Origin of the sequence: Cyanobium sp. BA20m-p-22 (genome assembly GCF_024346275.1) — a bacterium.
GTDB lineage: Bacteria > Cyanobacteriota > Cyanobacteriia > PCC-6307 > Cyanobiaceae > Cyanobium_A.
In genome coordinates, this window is the sequence record NZ_JAGQCQ010000056.1 from 1 (window position 1) to 14,924 (window position 14,924).

22 protein-coding genes and 2 pseudogenes are annotated in these 14,924 nt (G+C 67.1%); 7 read left to right on the plus strand and 17 right to left on the minus strand.

What is annotated here, in order from left to right; genetic code table 11:
- Together KBZ15_RS06645 and KBZ15_RS06650 are read left to right on the plus strand one after the other, a co-directional pair.
- Nucleotides 1-225, plus strand: a pseudogene (locus KBZ15_RS06645) (RNA pseudouridine synthase); the annotation flags it as partial.
- The gene (locus KBZ15_RS06650) at nucleotides 218-895 is read left to right on the plus strand and encodes an alpha-ketoglutarate-dependent dioxygenase AlkB (RefSeq protein ID WP_255014398.1); all 678 of its coding nucleotides are present in this window, start codon (nucleotides 218-220) and stop codon (nucleotides 893-895) included. The pseudogene KBZ15_RS06645 and the gene KBZ15_RS06650, both read left to right, overlap by 8 nt.
- Here the strand turns inward: KBZ15_RS06650 and dhaK are convergent.
- The 6 genes from dhaK to bchM are packed head-to-tail and all read right to left on the minus strand — an operon-like array spanning nucleotide 842 to nucleotide 5,556.
- Nucleotides 842-1,849, minus strand: a complete 1,008-nt coding sequence (dhaK, locus tag KBZ15_RS06655; protein WP_255014400.1) for a dihydroxyacetone kinase subunit DhaK — start codon at nucleotides 1,847-1,849, stop codon at nucleotides 842-844. The genes KBZ15_RS06650 and dhaK overlap by 54 nt on opposite strands.
- Nucleotides 1,850-1,893: 44 nt before the next feature.
- Entirely contained in the window at nucleotides 1,894-3,504 is a 1,611-nt protein-coding gene (locus KBZ15_RS06660) for a putative PEP-binding protein (protein ID WP_255014402.1), read from the minus strand.
- A gap of 7 nt (nucleotides 3,505-3,511) precedes the next feature.
- Complete coding sequence (locus tag KBZ15_RS06665; RefSeq protein WP_255014404.1) at nucleotides 3,512-3,814, minus strand: HPr family phosphocarrier protein; 303 nt, start codon at nucleotides 3,812-3,814, stop codon at nucleotides 3,512-3,514.
- The gene (gene dhaM, locus KBZ15_RS06670) at nucleotides 3,811-4,227 is read right to left on the minus strand and encodes a dihydroxyacetone kinase phosphoryl donor subunit DhaM (RefSeq protein ID WP_255014407.1); all 417 of its coding nucleotides are present in this window, start codon (nucleotides 4,225-4,227) and stop codon (nucleotides 3,811-3,813) included. The genes KBZ15_RS06665 and dhaM overlap by 4 nt, the downstream gene beginning before the upstream one ends.
- Complete coding sequence (gene dhaL / locus KBZ15_RS06675; RefSeq protein ID WP_255014409.1) at nucleotides 4,224-4,820, minus strand: dihydroxyacetone kinase subunit DhaL; 597 nt, start codon at nucleotides 4,818-4,820, stop codon at nucleotides 4,224-4,226. Before dhaL ends, dhaM begins: the two co-directional genes overlap by 4 nt.
- Nucleotides 4,821-4,839: 19 nt before the next feature.
- Nucleotides 4,840-5,556 (minus strand): magnesium protoporphyrin IX methyltransferase, encoded by a 717-nt coding sequence (bchM, locus tag KBZ15_RS06680; RefSeq protein WP_255014411.1) that lies wholly within the window; start codon nucleotides 5,554-5,556, stop codon nucleotides 4,840-4,842.
- Between bchM and KBZ15_RS06685 the strand changes: the two genes are divergently transcribed.
- On the plus strand, nucleotides 5,549-5,743 hold the full coding sequence (locus tag KBZ15_RS06685; protein ID WP_255014413.1) for an alpha-ketoglutarate-dependent dioxygenase AlkB: 195 nt from the start codon (nucleotides 5,549-5,551) through the stop codon (nucleotides 5,741-5,743). The genes bchM and KBZ15_RS06685 overlap by 8 nt on opposite strands.
- Nucleotides 5,744-5,944: 201 nt before the next feature.
- Here the strand turns inward: KBZ15_RS06685 and KBZ15_RS06690 are convergent, their stop codons facing one another.
- From KBZ15_RS06690 to KBZ15_RS06710, 5 genes and pseudogenes are all read right to left on the minus strand, one after another.
- The gene (locus KBZ15_RS06690; RefSeq protein ID WP_255014415.1) at nucleotides 5,945-6,151 is read right to left on the minus strand and encodes a 2-oxoisovalerate dehydrogenase; all 207 of its coding nucleotides are present in this window, start codon (nucleotides 6,149-6,151) and stop codon (nucleotides 5,945-5,947) included.
- A gap of 100 nt (nucleotides 6,152-6,251) precedes the next feature.
- Nucleotides 6,252-6,537: pseudogene (locus tag KBZ15_RS06695) on the minus strand (magnesium protoporphyrin IX methyltransferase); the annotation flags it as partial.
- Nucleotides 6,538-6,623: 86 nt separating this feature from the next.
- Nucleotides 6,624-7,034 (minus strand): type II toxin-antitoxin system VapC family toxin, encoded by a 411-nt coding sequence (locus KBZ15_RS06700; protein ID WP_255014431.1) that lies wholly within the window; start codon nucleotides 7,032-7,034, stop codon nucleotides 6,624-6,626.
- Between the two features lie 5 nt (nucleotides 7,035-7,039).
- Nucleotides 7,040-7,282 (minus strand): type II toxin-antitoxin system Phd/YefM family antitoxin, encoded by a 243-nt coding sequence (locus KBZ15_RS06705; protein ID WP_255014417.1) that lies wholly within the window; start codon nucleotides 7,280-7,282, stop codon nucleotides 7,040-7,042.
- A 365-nt stretch (nucleotides 7,283-7,647) separates the two neighbouring features.
- Entirely contained in the window at nucleotides 7,648-8,805 is a 1,158-nt protein-coding gene (locus tag KBZ15_RS06710) for an N-acetylglucosamine-6-phosphate deacetylase (protein WP_255014418.1), read from the minus strand.
- A gap of 110 nt (nucleotides 8,806-8,915) precedes the next feature.
- On the opposite strand from KBZ15_RS06710, the gene purE reads away from it, so the two are divergent.
- Both purE and KBZ15_RS06720 read left to right on the plus strand, forming a co-directional pair.
- A complete protein-coding gene (gene purE, locus KBZ15_RS06715) occupies nucleotides 8,916-9,422 on the plus strand; it encodes a 5-(carboxyamino)imidazole ribonucleotide mutase (RefSeq protein ID WP_255014433.1) in 507 nt (168 codons plus the stop codon).
- Nucleotides 9,422-10,501, plus strand: coding sequence for an AI-2E family transporter (locus tag KBZ15_RS06720; RefSeq protein WP_255014419.1), 1,080 nt, complete (start codon nucleotides 9,422-9,424; stop codon nucleotides 10,499-10,501). Before purE ends, KBZ15_RS06720 begins: the two co-directional genes overlap by 1 nt.
- Here KBZ15_RS06720 and cysC read toward each other — a convergent pair.
- Entirely contained in the window at nucleotides 10,485-11,141 is a 657-nt protein-coding gene (cysC, locus tag KBZ15_RS06725) for an adenylyl-sulfate kinase (RefSeq protein ID WP_255014421.1), read from the minus strand. The two genes, KBZ15_RS06720 and cysC, sit on opposite strands and share 17 nt — an antisense overlap.
- Nucleotides 11,142-11,275: 134 nt before the next feature.
- On the opposite strand from cysC, the gene KBZ15_RS06730 reads away from it, so the two are divergent.
- On the plus strand, nucleotides 11,276-11,518 hold the full coding sequence (locus KBZ15_RS06730; RefSeq protein ID WP_255014422.1) for a type II toxin-antitoxin system VapB family antitoxin: 243 nt from the start codon (nucleotides 11,276-11,278) through the stop codon (nucleotides 11,516-11,518).
- A complete protein-coding gene (locus KBZ15_RS06735) occupies nucleotides 11,515-11,886 on the plus strand; it encodes a type II toxin-antitoxin system VapC family toxin (protein WP_255014423.1) in 372 nt (123 codons plus the stop codon). The genes KBZ15_RS06730 and KBZ15_RS06735 overlap by 4 nt, the downstream gene beginning before the upstream one ends.
- Nucleotides 11,887-11,934: 48 nt before the next feature.
- Here KBZ15_RS06735 and KBZ15_RS06740 read toward each other — a convergent pair whose 3' ends face one another.
- The 5 genes from KBZ15_RS06740 to KBZ15_RS06760 all read right to left on the minus strand — a co-directional run bounded on the left by KBZ15_RS06740 (nucleotide 11,935) and on the right by KBZ15_RS06760 (nucleotide 14,579).
- Nucleotides 11,935-12,279, minus strand: coding sequence for a translation initiation factor (locus KBZ15_RS06740; protein ID WP_255014424.1), 345 nt, complete (start codon nucleotides 12,277-12,279; stop codon nucleotides 11,935-11,937).
- A gap of 233 nt (nucleotides 12,280-12,512) precedes the next feature.
- Entirely contained in the window at nucleotides 12,513-13,745 is a 1,233-nt protein-coding gene (locus tag KBZ15_RS06745; protein ID WP_255014426.1) for a glutamine synthetase family protein, read from the minus strand.
- Nucleotides 13,746-13,777: 32 nt separating this feature from the next.
- The gene (locus KBZ15_RS06750) at nucleotides 13,778-13,930 is read right to left on the minus strand and encodes a hypothetical protein (protein WP_255014427.1); all 153 of its coding nucleotides are present in this window, start codon (nucleotides 13,928-13,930) and stop codon (nucleotides 13,778-13,780) included.
- 17 nt (nucleotides 13,931-13,947) lie between these two features.
- Nucleotides 13,948-14,337, minus strand: coding sequence for a type II toxin-antitoxin system VapC family toxin (locus KBZ15_RS06755; protein WP_255014428.1), 390 nt, complete (start codon nucleotides 14,335-14,337; stop codon nucleotides 13,948-13,950).
- On the minus strand, nucleotides 14,334-14,579 hold the full coding sequence (locus KBZ15_RS06760; RefSeq protein ID WP_255014429.1) for a FitA-like ribbon-helix-helix domain-containing protein: 246 nt from the start codon (nucleotides 14,577-14,579) through the stop codon (nucleotides 14,334-14,336). Before KBZ15_RS06760 ends, KBZ15_RS06755 begins: the two co-directional genes overlap by 4 nt.
- Nucleotides 14,580-14,924: the final 345 nt, after the last annotated feature.

The following is a 14,924-nucleotide window of genomic DNA, read 5'->3' on the forward strand; positions in this document are numbered from 1 at the left end:
ACGGGCCGGCCCCACCAGATCCGTATCCACACCGCCGCCGCCGGGGCGCCGCTGCTGGGCGATCCGCTCTATCTGGCCGGTGGGGCAGTCAGTGATCAGGCCCTGCCGGGGGATGGGGGGTACTGCCTGCATGCCCACCAGCTGCGGTTGGCCTGCCCCGCTGGCGGCCTGCTCGAGCTGGAGGCACCGTTGCCCGAGGCCCTGCGGGGGGCAGTCGATGGCTGAATTGGAGGGCCCGGGCCTGCGGCTGCGCCACTGGCCGGCCTGGCTGCCCCCGGCCCGAGCGGCCGAGCTGCTCGCGGCGCTGCAGGCCGAGGTGCCCTGGAAGCAGGAGGCGATCACGCTTTTCGGCCGCCGCCATCCGTTGCCGCGGCTCACCTGCTGGATGGCCGATCCCGGCTGTGGCTACCGCTACAGCGGGCTGAGCAATGTGATCGAGCCCTGGTCGCCGGCCACCGCTGAGTTGCGCCTGGCGCTCGAGCAGCTCACCGGCTGGCGCTTCAACTCCCTGCTGCTCAATCGCTACCGCGACGGCCGCGATGCCATGGGCTGGCACGCTGACGACGAGCCCGAACTCGATCCCGCTGCGCCGATCGCCTCCCTCAGCCTTGGCGCAGCCCGTGATTTCCGCCTGCGGCCAAGGCCCAGCCCCGCCAATGCCCTCTCTGGCCTCCTCTCCGGAGCCCCCGGCAAGCCCTTCAACCTGGAGCTGGCCCATGGCGACCTGCTGCTGATGGATCCCCCCACCCAGCTGTGGTGGCAGCACGCCCTGCCCCGGCGGCTGCGGCTGCAGCAGGAGCGCCTCAATCTGACGTTTCGGGTGGTGCGCCGAACCGCCAGCTCAGCATCCCCAGCGGAGGGCTGCGGTGTGCACCGGGGAATCCCAGAGGCGTAGGGCCTGCCCATCGAGCAGGGAGACCGTGATCGAGGCCCCGGCCATTTCCAGGGAGGTCACGTAGGAGCCCACCAGGGAGCGCTGCACTCGGAAACCTCTTTGCTCGAGCCTGTGCCGGGCTGCGTTGTAGAGCAGGTGCAACTCCATCAGCGGCGTGCCGCCAAAGCCGTTGATGAACAGCAGGATGTCGCCCGGTTCCAGGCCGGCGGCGCCCAGATCGTCGCAGATGGCATGCAGGAGTTCGTCGGTGATGGCATCGGCACTGGTGAAGGCCTGCCGCCGCCGGCCTGGCTCGCCGTGGATGCCCACGCCCATTTCGATTTCCGCTTCGCCCAGGTTGAAGGTGGGTGTGCCTGCGGCTGGCACGGTGCAGCTGCTCAGGGCCACGCCCATCGTGCGGGTGAGGCTGTTGGTGCGGTCTCCCAGGGCTTTGAGATCCGCCAGCCCCATCCCCTGTTCCGCTGCAGCCCCCAGCAGCTTCTCGACGACCAGGGTGCCGGCTACGCCCCGCCTGCCGCTCGACCAGGTCGACTCCTCCACGGCCACATCGTCGTTGGTGAGCACGGTCAAGATCTCTGGCCCGGAGCCCGCAGCGGCCATCTCAGCGGCCATCTCGAAATTCATCACGTCGCCGGCGTAGTTCTTGACGATGAACAGCACGCCGGCGCCCCCATCTACTGCCGCTATGGCCGCCAGCATTTGGTCTGGCGTGGGGGAGGTGAAGACCTGCCCTGGACAGGCGGCGTCGAGCATCCCCAGACCCACGAAGCCGGCATGGAGCGGTTCATGGCCAGCCCCGCCGCCGGAGATCAGCGCCACCTTGCCCGCCACCGGCTGCCGCCGACACACGTAACGCCCGTCGGGCCCCAGCTTCAGGATGTCGCTATGGGCGCCGGCCAACCCGGCAAGGCTCTCGGCCAGCAGCGTTTCCGGGCTGTTGAGGAACTTCTTCAAAGCGCCAAGGTCGGTTTGGGTTCAGTTCAGTGTGTGGGCTCAGCTCAGCTCCTGCCACAGCTCAGTTGGGCCAGGTGGCGTTTGGTGGTACCCAGCCAGGCTGGCGCCACCGATAGCCGGCGCAAGCCTGCGTTCAGCAGGGCGGCCAGGTGGTTGGGATCGCCCGCCATGTCGCCACAGAGGCTCACCGGAATTCCCAGGCTGGCGCCGGCTTGCACCACCTGCTCGATCAAGACGGTCACAGCGGGATGGGCGCAGTCGTGCAGGGAGCTCACGCTGGTGTTGTCGCGGGCTGCAGCCATCACGTACTGGGTGAGGTCGTTGCTGCCGATCGAGAAGAAGGCGGCGCTGCTGAACAACTCCGGCTTGATCGCCACGGCCGGCACTTCCACCATCACCCCGAGCGGTGGCCGGCTGGCAGGCAGCCCCTCGGACCGCAGGTCAGCAACGGCTTTATCCAGCAGGGCGCTGGCCGCGTCCAATTCGGCCGGCAGGGTCACCATTGGCAACAGGATGCGCAGGTCTCCTTCGCAGGCCGCCCGGGCCAGGGCCCTCAGTTGCACCTCAAACAGGGCGGGATGGGCGAGGGAGAAGCGCAGGCCCCGGCAGCCGAGGAACGGGTTCGCCTCCTCGGGAAGGGACAGCCCTGGAATGGGTTTGTCGCCGCCGGCATCGAGGGTGCGGATCGTCACCGACCGGCCATTGGCCCACTCCAGGATCCGCCGGTAGGCCTGGAACTGCTGGTCTTCCCTGGGCAGCCCCTGGCTGAACAGAAATTCGCTGCGCACCAGCCCGATGCCGTCGCAGCAGCCCGGATTCAGGCCAGCCAGCTCTTCCACGCCGTTGATGTTGAGCTGCAGGTTGATTGCGACGCCATCGCCCGTCCGGGCAGGTCCCATCACGTAGGGATCCCCCGCTGACAAGCTCGCCGGGCCCTTTGGGGCATGGGCCATGCGCGCTTGCTCTACAGGATCCGGGCTGAGCACAACGCGGCCGCTATCGCCATCCACCAGGGCCAGTTGATGGCCGGCGGCATCGAGAGGACCCAGCCCAACCACCATGGGAATCCCCCGCGAGCGGGCCAGCAGGGCCAGATGGCTGGCGGCACTGCCCCGGCGCAGGGCAATGGCTGAGCCGGGATGCCAGGTCCAGCTCAGAAACTGAGAGGGGCTGAGGTCATCGGCCAGGAGCACGGTCGCGCCAGGCTGCTGCTTAAGCGGGCCGGCTGGGGTGCCGTTCAGTTCTGCCAGTACCCGGTCGCGCAGATCGCATAGATCACTGGCCCTGGAGGCGAACAGGGCATCCCCAGACCCTTCGAAGTCGGCAATCAGGGGGGCGGTGGCCAACGTCCAGGCGCTGCCGGCCGGGCTGCCTGTCGCAATGGCCTGCCAGGCGGGTTCGGCCAGGTTGGGGTCCTCCAGCATCGCCACCTGAAAGGCCAGGATCTCTCCTGCTTCGGAATCTGCTTGTGCCACCAGGGCGTTGAGCCCCCCGATCGCCGCCCTGATGGCCTGTTCGAGGCGGGAGCGCTCGGCATCCGGATCTGCCTTGGTTTCTTGTGCTGGGGAGCCTGGAGAGAGTGTTGGCAGGAGCTCCTCCAGGGGGGCCAGGGCCAGCCCTGGGGCGGCCGACTGGCCCTTCCGCTCAGTGGCCACTGGCATTTCAGTGGCCACTGGGATTGCTTGGCTTTTCTCCATCGCTTGGCCCATCCTCCAGCAGGCTCACCAGGGCGGCGAGAGCCGCTTCCGCATCCGTTCCCGTCGCCCGCAGATGCACCAGGCTCCCGGGCAGCAGGCGGGCGGCCATCAGCTTCACGATGCTGCCCGCATCAATCCAGGGACCGGCGGCATCCAGGCTGATCTCCACCGCACTGCAAAAGCTGCGCACGAGCTGGGTGACCCTCACTGCCGGGCGGGCATGGAGACCGTTGTCTGCGCTCAGACGCACCGTGCGGGTGAGGGTCATGGTTGCCAGGCTTCCGCGCTGTCGCGCACCTGCTCGAGGCTCGAGCCGCAGGAGGCTTCGGTGGCCGCCACCAAGGCCCCCTCCACGATCGCCGCCCGACAGACCACCACCCGAGATTGGCGCTCTGGAGGCAGCAGCTCGATGGCCATGGCGCTGTTGAGTTCCGCCCCGCCCAGGTCGGCCAGGATCGCCACCCCCCGTTCCGACCAGGCCGTCTCGATTGCGGTGAGGATCGCTGACACGTCGGTGCCCAACCCGCCGCTGGGGTCACCCCCACACCAGGCCAGGGGCACCGAGGTGCCCACCATCTGTTCCACGATCGCGGCGGTGCCCCGGGCCACGTCGGCGGAATGGGACACCACCACAATGCCGACGGGACTGAGCTGATCCTCAAGGGGGGCAGCTGGGTTCATGGCTGCTGGGCTCCTACCGCGGCGGCGGCCGCGATCAGCAGCGCACTGGAACGGGCTCCGGGATCCATGTGACCGATTGAGCGCTCCCCTAGGAAGGCAGCCCTGCCGCGCTGGGCCTGCATCGGGATCGTGGCTTCTGCCGCATTGAGGGCCGCAGCCACAGGGTCCTTCCCCTGCTGGAAGGCCTCTAGGGCGGGTTCCAGCGCATCGATCATCGTTTTTTGGCCCCGCTCGGATTTGCCGCGGAGTTTCAAGGCGGTGAGGGCCGCGGCCAAGGCGGTGCAGAGCTCCTGGCGATTCGCTCCGGCCGGCAGCTCCTTGCCCAATTGGAGGAAGAGGGTTCCATAGAGCGGTCCAGAAGCACCGCCCACCGTCATCACCAGGGTCATCCCCACGGCCTTGAGGGCCTCAGGCAGAGGTTGGCCCGCCAGGGATGGCAGTTGCTTGAGCACGGCTTCGAAGCCGCGTCGCATGTTGAGGCCATGGTCGCCATCCCCGATCGCCCGATCCAGCGCAGTGAGCTCATCGGCGTGGCTGATCACCGCCTCGGCAAGGGCCGCGATCAGCTTCTCGACATCGGTATCGACTGGCATAGTCACCCCCAGTTTTTCCTCAGCGCTTCTCAAAGGAGAGCAGCCTGGAGAAGTAGAAGGGAGCCTGGTTGAGGCTGCGGCGCCTGAGCACGAAGCCGGCGGCCTCGGCGGCGGCCACAATGCCGTCCTCGCGCAGGGTGTAGGCCCGGGTGGTCTTGCTGGGGCCGGGGAACAGCTGGCCGATGCCCTTGAGCAGCGCCAGCAGCGGCGTGTAGGGGGCAAAGCTCACGATCAGGTGCCGCTCCGCCATCGAAGCCAGGTGGCGCACCATGTCCTCGGCGGGCTGCTGGGGGTAGTGGATGAACACATCCAGGCAGATCACCGTGTCGTAGCGACCCTCCAGGCTCTCCAGATCCGAGGCCAGAAAGCTAATCTGGCCGGGCTTGACGCCCAGCTCACCAGCGCGGCGCTCGGCCTCTTGCACCATCGCAGCGGAGAGGTCGGAGGCGGCGATTGAGCCAGCGCCCAGCTGGGCCAAAGGCAGCGTCAGGCTGCCGACGCCGCAGCCGGCGTCACAGAAGCTGCGCTGCTCCAGATTGCCCTGCTCCTGCAGCCAGGCCAGCACGTTGTCAACGGTCTTTTGGTGGCCGATGCGGATGTTGCGCTGCACCTTGTTGACGTCGTCGGAGGAGCTGTAGATGCGGTTCCAGCGATCGAAGCCAGTGGTTTCGAAGTAGCCCTTCACCTCGGCTTTTTCGTCTGCTGTTTCGGCTGCTGTTTTGGCGGCGGTGGGCATCGAGCGCGGCACAGGGCCTCGGGATGGGGCGGATCCTAGGGAGCGCCGGTGGCGGCAGCGGTTGCGCCCCCCGTTCAGCATCCCGTTGCGCGACGGCGATCTGCTGTTGATGGAACCCCCTGCCCAGATGAGGTTGCAGCAGCAGGCTCTCCTCAACCTCACCTTCCGGGTGGGGCGCTCAGCCTGAGCCGCTCAGGCATCCAGCGCTTGGATCAGCGCGTCCAGTTTGGTGCCAACTTGATTGGCCACGTCCTCGAGGATCTGCCGGAGTGTGCCCAGACGCAAAGGTTTATGGGCGGGGATGGTGAGGTGTTGCTGCCCGGTTCGGCATAGCCAAATCGTGCTAACCGCCGCGCCAGTTCTGCACCATCGAGATCACGGGGGATCTTCACAGGGCCAGCAGTTCCTGGCGCACGTGATGAAGCCGTATCAACGGGGGCGCATCACCCTCCTCAAAGTGGCAGTGCACGGCATCACGGATCTCTTGATGCAGCTGCTCCAAATCCTCCGCCTCGGTGTGAATCGAACTGCCAACGGCGTGGGCTCGGAATGACCCATCTTCGGCTTCTTCCACGACAAAAAGAATTTCGTTCATCGCGCTTTTGCCCGGTGCCCTCTGCCAAGCAAGAGTCTGGCATCGGATCAGGGGGCTGGTTGGCCTGCAGCATTGACCGCTCGAAGCTGACCAGGCGTGAAAAGTGGATAAACACATTCAGGCAGATCACCGTGTCGTAGCGACCCCCGAGGCTCTCCAGGTCGGAGGCCGAGAACAGCAGCTGCTCGTGGCTGGGTCAGGGGGATCGCCAGGTTGCCGACGCCGCAGCCGGCATCACAGAAGCTGCGCTCCGTCAGGTTGCCCTGCTCCTGCAGCCAGGCCAGCACGTTGTCAACGGTCTTCTTGTGGCCGATGCGGATGTTGCGCTGCACCTTGTTGACGTCGTCGGAGGTGCTGTAGATGCGGTTCCAGCGCTCGAAAGGCATCGAGCGCGGCAATGGGCCTCGGAATGGGCCGGATCCTAGGGAGCGCCGTTGGCGGCAGGCTCAGGCCCTCCCGAGGCCATCAGTTTTCATGGAACCAATGCAACCCCCACCGCAGCTGCTGCCTGGTTGAGCCGGCGATCGAAGCTGGCCAAATGGGCTCCCAGGCGCTGGGCGAGTTCGAGATAGGTGGCGTCGTAGCTGGAGAGTCCGTGGCAGCGGGCCAGGGCAACCAGCCTGGACTGGCGCTCCTGCGCCGTGTCGTCGTCGCAGCTGATCGGCAAGCTGGCCAGGCGGGCCCGAAACAGATCGCTCGCCTCCGGCTCAATCAAGCCGCGCCGCTCGGCCACCAACAGGGCATTGGCGACCTCCAGCTGCCAGAGACCAGGGACCCACCAGGGCTCTTCACCGCAGGTCGCCAGCAGCTGGCTGGCGCGGGCTGCGTCCTCGGCCTGCTGGCGTTCAAACACCCAGGCCAGGGCCATGGAGGCGTCGAGCACGAGGGTCAACGCCGGCCCTCTGCCACGAAGCTGGCCACATCCGCATCGCTGGCTTGGCGAATGCGCGGGAAGGCCTGCAGAGCGGCGATGGTTGCGGCCAGGCCTTCACGGGATGCGGCGCGGTGGGGCACCAGATCGGCCACGGGGCGCCCCCGCACGGTGATCGTGAACTGTTCGCCCTGCTCCACGGCCCGCAGCAACCGCGAGAGCTGGGCCTTGGCTTCAAAGGCGCCGACGGAGTGATCCATGGCAGCTGCAACCTGGTTTGTGATCTAGTTTATGGAGTTTCGCTGCTGGCCTTCAGCACATTCAGATCGCGCCGCACGTCGGCCAGGGGGCGGGGATCGGCGATGCCCATCTGGAACTGCAACAGGGGCCATCGTGAAGCCCAGAACTTGCTGTTCGCCGCCGATCACATGGCACACGTCGTGGATGGCCAAATAGGGGTAAGGGAGTCCCTTGGGACTGCCGGGGAAGGGGAAGCTGCCAGCCGGCGCAGTGCCCAGGGCGGCGTAGGGGACCCCGTGCTCCCGATCATGCCCACCCCCCAGGATCGGCAGGATGAAGCGGGCATACCTCCTCCAGATTGGCTCCCAGTTTGCCGAGCTTGGCTTCAGCCTGGAGCCCGCTGCCAGCTGAGCGCGTCGGCTGACGCGTTCCAGCGCAGGGTCTCCACCAGGGGGGTACCCACCAGCATTTGGGGCAGGCTGCGGTCTTCCCCCAGCACCCGCCGGGGCGTGATCGTGGCCGCGGCGATCGCCTGCTCGGGTCGCACGCCCCAGCTGGCCAGGCGCCGCACCCCTTCCAGCAGCGGCAGGGTGACGCCGGCCAGGGTGCCGTCCGCAAGCCGGCAGCTGCCGTCGGCCACGATCAGCAGGCGCTCATCCCAGCGGTGCTGGCCTTCGCCGAGGCCGTAGGGGGCCAGGGCATCGCTCACCAGCACCAGCTGCTCTGGAGCCAGCCGCTGCAGCAGCACCGCCATCGTGGGCTCCACGTGCACCCCATCGGCGATCAGGCCGATGGCAACGTCCCCTCGCAGGGCGGCAGCCGCCACCGGCCCTGGCGCGCGCCGGTGCATGTCAGGCATGGCATTAAAGGCGTGGGTGAGCATGCTCACGCCGGCAGCGAAGGCGGCGTGGGTCTGGACTTCCGTGGCCGCGCTATGGCCCAGGCTCACCACGATTCCACGCTCGGCCAGGGCAGTGATCACGGCGCCGGCCCCCTCCAGTTCCGGGGCGAGGGTCACCAGGTCGATGTCGTCTTCGAAGCCTTCGATCCGCTCGGCCAGGGCAGCCAGGCTCGGTGCGGCCAGGTGCTGGGCAGGATGGGCGCCGCGCCGCGTTGGCTCCAGGAAGGGGCCCTCCAGGTGGGCGCCCAGCAGCTGGCAGCGGCCCGGTTGGTGGGCTGCCCGCGCCTCGGCGAGCACGGCCAGGGACTGGCGCAGGGGTGCAACACCGCAGGTCACCAGGGTGGGGCAGATCGCTTCGACGCCGTCGCGCCAGAGCAGCTCCAGCAGCTTCTCCAGTTGCGGAAGATCGGCCGGCGTGAGCTCCGGAAAGGCCAGGCCCAGGCCGCCGTTGATCTGCAGATCCACCCCGGCCGGGCTGAGCCAGTCGCCGCCCCAGTCCTCACCGGCAGCGCTGCTGCCGGCCGCCAGGGGCTCCACCACGCTGATCAGGTCGTCGGCGTCGAGGCCGATGCGCCAGCGCTGCTGGCCGCCGTGGCTGCAGCGTTTGGCCTGGGGCAGGCGCACATTGCTGAGCCAGCGCATGGGCAGGAGTGGCGCCGGAGCAGCCAGAAGGGACAATGCCATTCTCTGCCTGCGGTGGCGTGGTTGCGCTCTCCTCCTTTGACACCCCGTGGACTGCAGCCGCCCCGCGGGTGGCCGTGGTGATGGGCAGCGACTCAGACCTGCCCACCATGCAGCCGGCGGTGCAGGTGCTGGAGCAGTTTGGAGTGGCGGTAGAGGTGCGGGTGCTCTCGGCCCATCGCACTCCCCTGGAGATGGTGGAATTTGCCCAGATGGCCCGCGAGCGGGGCTTCAAGGTGATCATCGCCGGTGCCGGTGGGGCGGCCCACTTGCCGGGGATGCTGGCCTCCCTCACCACCCTGCCGGTGATCGGCGTGCCGGTGCAGAGCAGGGCGTTGTCGGGGGTGGATTCACTCCACTCGATCGTGCAGATGCCCGCCGGCATCCCGGTGGCCACCGTGGCGATCGGCAACGGCCTCAACGCTGGCCTGCTGGCGGCCCAGATCCTCGCCACCGCCGATCCGCGCCTGGCCCAGGCCATCTCGGATTATCGCGACGGGCTCCATGGCCAGGTGCGCGCCAAGGACGCCCGCCTGCAGCAGCTCGGCAGCCGGGCCTATCTGGAGCAGATGGGCTGATGCTGGAACGGCTCGTTCTGCCCCCCTGGCTCAAGGCCGGCCTGGCCCTGCCCCTGCTGGTGCTCAACCTCTGGGTGCTGCGCCAGCTGCTGCTGCCCCTGGCGCCCTTCCCGGCCCTGTTTGTGGCGGCGGCCTTGATCGCTTTTTTGTTCGATCTGCCCAGCCGCTGGCTGATGGGCCGCGGCCTGCCGCGGCTGCTGGCCTATGGCCTGGTGGTGGGGGCCAGCCTGGGCCTGATGGCCCTGGCGGCGGTTTGGCTGCTGCCGCGGCTGATTGAGCAGCTGGGCGAGCTGATCACGGCCCTGCCCACCTGGTTGGCCCAGGGGGAAACCCTGCTGCAACAGCTCCAGGCCTGGGCGGCTTCGCGGGGTCTGCCCAGCGATTTCGGCGACCTCAGCAGCGAACTGCTCACCCGCACCAGCCTGCTGGCCCGCCAGTTGAGCCAGCAGCTGCTGGGCCTGCTGGGCGCCACCTTGGGGCTCACGGTCAACACCGTGATCGTGCTCGTGCTGGCGGTGTTTCTGCTGCTGGGCGGTGAGGGCATCAGTGCCGGCCTGGCCCAATGGCTGCCCTCTCGCTTGCGGGAGCTGGTGGTGGCCACCTTGAACCGCACCTTCCGCGGCTACTTCGCCGGCCAGGTGCTGCTGGCCCTGATCCTCAGCGCGGCCCAGATCCTGGTCTTCACCCTGCTGGGTATTCCCTACGGCGCGCTCTTTGCGGTGGCGATCGGCTTCACCACCCTGATCCCCTATGCCAGCGCCGTCACGATCGTGGCGGTGAGCCTGTTGCTGGCCCTTGACGATCCCCGCACTGCCCTGGAGGTGCTGGCGGCCGCCATCGCTGTCGGACAGGTGGTGGACCAGGTGATCCAGCCTCGCCTGATGGGCCGGATCGTGGGCCTGGAGCCCGCCTGGCTGCTGATCAGCCTGCCGGTGGGGGCCAGGCTGGGCAGCCTGCTGGGTTTGGGGGATCTGCTGGGCCTGCTGCTGGCGGTGCCGGTGGCCAGTTGCGCCAAAACCTTTCTGGATGCCTGGGGTGAGCAGTTGCGGGCCGGGGAGGCGCTCAGGCCGCCGGGCTGATTAACCCCTGGGCTTCCAGGTAGCCGATCACCTGGGCCACCGAATCCCCCAGATTCTGGGAACCGGTGTCTAGCTGCAGCTCCGGAGCCTCGGGGGCCTCGTAGGGGCTGGAAATGCCCGTGAACTCCTGGATCTCGCCGGCCCGCGCCTTGGCGTAGAGCCCCTTGGTGTCGCGCTGCTCGCACACCTCCAGGTTGGCGGCGCAGTGGATCTCGATGAAGTCGCCGGCATCCACCAGGGCCCGGGCGCGGTCGCGGTCGGCCTTGAAGGGCGACACGAAGGCGGTGAGCACCACCACCCCCGCATCTAGAAAAAGCTTGCTCACCTCGCCGATGCGGCGAATGTTTTCCTCCCTGGCGGCGTCGGAGAAGCCCAGGTCTTTGCAGAGGCCGTGGCGGATGTTGTCGCCGTCGAGCACGTAGCAGCTGAGACCTTGTTCAAACAGGGCCGAGTTCACGGCGTTGGCCAGGGTGCTCTTGCCCGAGCCGCTCAGGCCCGTGAACCAGAGGATGGCGCTGCGATGGCCCCGCTGATCGGCCCGGGCGGCCCGATCCACCGTGGTGTGGTGCCAGGCGATGTTGGTCGAGGCCCCCTGGTTGGTGAGCTCGCCGTAGGTGGGGGTGGTGGGAGCGGCGGACATCGACGCAGGGAGGTGGGGCGGATGGGGGCATTCTCCCCTGTGCCCCGCGCCAGGTCCTTGGAAGGCGCTTTGTTGTCGGATGCCCGGGCACTTGATTTTGATTCTAGAATTGGAATCAAGAAACGGTTTCTGCAATGGCTGTCAGCATTAAGAGCCCCCGGGTAGACGCCCTGCTCGAGCAGCTGCGCCAGCTCACGGGTAGGGGCGTGACCGAGATTGTGGGGGATGCCCTGGAGCTGGAGCTGCAGCGGCAGCGGTGCTTGAGCCGGCGCAGGCGCCTCAGTGCCGAGTTACCCGTCCTTCAGGAACAGGCCATCAAGACCGCCAAACCTTTCCATGCCGATTCGCTATACGACGAGCAGGGGTTGCCGTCGTGATTCTGGATACTTCGCTGCTACTGGCAATTCTTCAGCGAGAAGCTGGGTGGGAGCAACACCAGCAGACGCTCGAGCGGGCTGAAGTCATACGCATGTCCGCAGGCACCCTGCAGGAGCTGCTGCTGGTTGCGCACTGCCGTGGTGTGCTCGAACCGATGCAGACGTTGCTGGAATTAATTGATCCTGATGTGGTGCCGGTGGATGGGGAACTGGCAGAGCGCGCTCTCGGCATCTTCAAGCGTTTTGGCAAGGGCCAGGGCCATCCGGCCCAGCTCAACTTCGGGGATTGTTTTGCGGCGGCACTGGCTGAGCGTGACCAATTGCCCCTTGGCTACATCGGCGACGATTTCACCAAGGCGGGCTTCTGAGCTTGCCCCTCGGCAAGTCCCTCGGTTGAGCCTCGTGGCGCTTGCCTTTCAGCCCCCCGCCTGCTTTGGCCGGTAGCCGGCCTGCTCCAGGGCTGAGATAGCTGGAGCCACCTGGTCTCCCTGCAGCTCGATCACGCCGTCTTTGATGGTGCCGCCGGTGCCGGCGGCGGCCTTGAGCTGTTTGAGCAGGGTCTTGAGCTCGGCCTCCGGTGCCCCCAGCCCGGTGATCGCCGTCACCAGTTTTCCGCCTTTGGCGACCTTGGTGCGCTGCACCCGCACCCGCTGCTGGTCCTTTGGGCTGGGTGCGCCCGCCGGGCCGGCCTCTCCCGTGGTGGGCCTGGCCGTGCTTGCGGCGTTGCTGCTGAATTCCTGCCAGCCGCCCTTCCTTGCCATGACGAAACCTGCGCCTATCTATGCCCCGGAGTCTGATCGGGCCGCCTTCCGGATTGCCTGATCGGTGCCCATGCCCTTCTGGAGTCCACGGGACTGCTCACCAGGGATGGGCGCCGCTATCGCCAAGCGTTTCCCGGTTTGAGATTAATCCTGCCCTGAGGGCCGACTCCCCGGTGAGCACCACCGATAGAACGAGCTGATAGGCCCCTGTCAAAGCTGGATTGCTCCGCTGTTCAGTAGACGGCTGCGTGCTGCCGGCAGACCTCCTCAGGCACTTTCTCCTCGGCCAGTTTCTGCTCCAATCGCTTGACGTCCACGTAAGAGCGCCGCATGGTCGGCGGCATCCAGGAGCTGGCGATCTCATCCGCTTCGAGTGCGCTCAGAGCTTCCGAGGGAGGCAGAGGCAGCTGACGGCGTACACCCGAGAGTCCGGCCTGGATAAGGGCGCCGATGATCATGTAGGGGCTCGCGGTGGCATCGGCCGGCCGGTATTCCAGGTTGAAGCCACTGGCCTGGCGCTTGGGATCCCGGGCTGGTGAGGGGCAGATGCGGATGGCGGCCTCGCGGTTCTGGATGCCGAAGCTGGCGAAGCCGCAGCTCCAGTGGTGCGGGCCCAGCCGCAGGTAGGAGACCGGGCTCGGCGCGGTGTAGGCCACCAACGCCGGCATGTGATCCATCACGCCAGCAATGAAGCTCTGCACAAAGGGGCTCGCCTGCGAGGGCGTGCTCGCATCGAAGCTCACGTTGCGGCTTTCGCCATCGGCAAAGCTGAAGTGCAGGTGCGCCCCATTGCCGACCCCATCGAGGCTGGGTTTGGGCGAAAACGTGGCGCGCAGCCCATGCCAGCGGGCTACCTCGCGGATCACCTCGCGGGTCAGGATCGCCCGGTCGGCTGCCGCCAGGCCGATGGCCGGGGCTGTGGTCACCTCGTATTGGAGATAGCCGTACTCCGGTTCCACGGTCTCTGGCTCCAGGCCGGCCTGGCTGAGGGCATCGGCGAGGTCTGCTGTGAAACGGGGTGCTACCCGCAAGGCCTCCACCGTGAAGGGTGCGCCTGGGGTGATGGTGCCGCCGCTGAGGGTGAACTCATGCTCGAAAGCCCCGACGAATCGCAGCCCGAACTCGGACTCTAGGGCGGCGAGCGCTTTGCGCGCAAAGCCTCTGGTGCAGCAGTCCCAGGAGCTTCCATCGGAATTGAGCGAGTCGCAGAGCGTGAGGTCGAACGGGGCAGCACCGTCGTAGGCCGGCAGGTGCACATGGGTCGAGGGGTCGGGCACCTGCCGAACCTCGGCGATCGGCCCCCAGGGGTTGATGGCGATCTCGCTGAAGGGGGTGAGGGCCTGGCCTGCAACGGCCCAGCCCAGGCCGTGCTCCCGCCGCGCGGCCATCTGGTCTGGCGGCACGGCTCGGCAGCGGGTGAGACCGACGTAGTCGATCCAGCCGAGCATTGCGATTCCTTTGGCCATGCCCAGACCGATGGTTGCAGGCTTCTTTCTAGCTATGCCCAGGGCCGTCGCTCCTCCCCGCCCGTTCCGGCGGCGGCATTGAGCTGCTTCAGCAAGGCCTTGAGCTCGGCTTCCGGCGCCTCCAGTCTGGTGATGGCCGTCACCAGCTTCCCCCCTTGCCCGCCTTGGTGGGCTCCCTTGGCCATGGCCCACGCTCCAGCTCTTAAACCAGGGGTCTCGCCACATCTGGGAAGGCCGCGAGAACGGCGCGGTCGTCCGTGACTAGCGGTACCCCCAGCTGCAGCGCAGCGGCCACAAACTCGCAGTCGTAGGCACTGCAGCGGCTGCTGTTAGCCAGCTGCAAGACCTGATCGGAAGCCACGGGTTCGTCCTGCCCAGCGAGGAGCACTTCTGCGTGTTGCATCAGTGCCACGGCCTCAGAGAGCTGGAGCAGGTCACGCCGCAAGTAGGTGGTGAGCACATTGCGCCACTCACTGCGCCAGAGCGGCGGCGCTGCCCAGCGGGGTTGATCGAGCAACAGAGCTTCTGCCAAGGATGTTTTGGGTCCCGGCAGCAGCAGATAGGCCAGCACGTTGGTGTCGACAACAATCAAGGCCGACCCTCGCGCTTGAAGGCATCGATCTCGGCCGGATCAAAGCTGTGCTGAGCCAGGCTGTTGCGCAGCGCCCGGATCTCTCCCAGCTGCTGCTCTACGGATAAGGGGTCATCTCCCAGACCGGCCTCCAGGCAAACGATCGCTTCATTGTTGAGGCTGCGCCGGTGCCGCTTGGCCGCTGCGGCGAGCCGGGCATGGAGTGCGTCGGGCAGGTTCTTGAGCGTGATGGTTTTGGCCATGGCAGCAAGTGATCGCACCGCAGTCCAACCAATATGGAACCGTTCTGGTGTTCGCTGGTTTGGGGGCTTGGCGCCAATGCTTGTGTGGTGAAAGTGCTGCGAGATTTCGCTCCAATCCCTTGACTTTTACATATGTGTGCCGCTCTGTTGGGGTTGGCGGGGACGGTGTGATGCCAAAGCTCACGCCCTCGGGCCTCGCTGACCAACGCCGGATCTACATCGCAGTCGGGAGGCAGACCCAACTGACGGCATACGCCCGAGAGCCCAGCCCGCCTGACCAGTCGGGGCCAAGATGATCGTGATTGCCCTAAAGATGGCGCTCAGCTTTCCCTAGCCAGCAGCAGG

What these genes read in the sequence shown, in the direction of transcription:
- KBZ15_RS06650 (WP_255014398.1), top strand. Translation starts at nt 218, where the DNA reads ATGGCTGAATTGGAGGGCCCGGGCCTGCGGCTGCGCCACTGGCCGGCC.
- KBZ15_RS06665 (WP_255014404.1), bottom strand. Translation starts at nt 3,814, where the DNA reads ATGACCCTCACCCGCACGGTGCGTCTGAGCGCAGACAACGGTCTCCAT.
- dhaM (WP_255014407.1), bottom strand. Translation starts at nt 4,227, where the DNA reads ATGAACCCAGCTGCCCCCCTTGAGGATCAGCTCAGTCCCGTCGGCATT.
- dhaL (WP_255014409.1), bottom strand. Translation starts at nt 4,820, where the DNA reads ATGCCAGTCGATACCGATGTCGAGAAGCTGATCGCGGCCCTTGCCGAG.
- bchM (WP_255014411.1), bottom strand. Translation starts at nt 5,556, where the DNA reads ATGCCCACCGCCGCCAAAACAGCAGCCGAAACAGCAGACGAAAAAGCC.
- KBZ15_RS06690 (WP_255014415.1), bottom strand. Translation starts at nt 6,151, where the DNA reads ATGAACGAAATTCTTTTTGTCGTGGAAGAAGCCGAAGATGGGTCATTC.
- KBZ15_RS06705 (WP_255014417.1), bottom strand. Translation starts at nt 7,282, where the DNA reads ATGGATCACTCCGTCGGCGCCTTTGAAGCCAAGGCCCAGCTCTCGCGG.
- KBZ15_RS06710 (WP_255014418.1), bottom strand. Translation starts at nt 8,805, where the DNA reads ATGCGCTGGCTCAGCAATGTGCGCCTGCCCCAGGCCAAACGCTGCAGC.
- KBZ15_RS06720 (WP_255014419.1), top strand. Translation starts at nt 9,422, where the DNA reads ATGCTGGAACGGCTCGTTCTGCCCCCCTGGCTCAAGGCCGGCCTGGCC.
- cysC (WP_255014421.1), bottom strand. Translation starts at nt 11,141, where the DNA reads ATGTCCGCCGCTCCCACCACCCCCACCTACGGCGAGCTCACCAACCAG.
- KBZ15_RS06730 (WP_255014422.1), top strand. Translation starts at nt 11,276, where the DNA reads ATGGCTGTCAGCATTAAGAGCCCCCGGGTAGACGCCCTGCTCGAGCAG.
- KBZ15_RS06740 (WP_255014424.1), bottom strand. Translation starts at nt 12,279, where the DNA reads ATGGCAAGGAAGGGCGGCTGGCAGGAATTCAGCAGCAACGCCGCAAGC.
- KBZ15_RS06745 (WP_255014426.1), bottom strand. Translation starts at nt 13,745, where the DNA reads ATGGCCAAAGGAATCGCAATGCTCGGCTGGATCGACTACGTCGGTCTC.
- KBZ15_RS06750 (WP_255014427.1), bottom strand. Translation starts at nt 13,930, where the DNA reads ATGGCCAAGGGAGCCCACCAAGGCGGGCAAGGGGGGAAGCTGGTGACG.
- KBZ15_RS06760 (WP_255014429.1), bottom strand. Translation starts at nt 14,579, where the DNA reads ATGGCCAAAACCATCACGCTCAAGAACCTGCCCGACGCACTCCATGCC.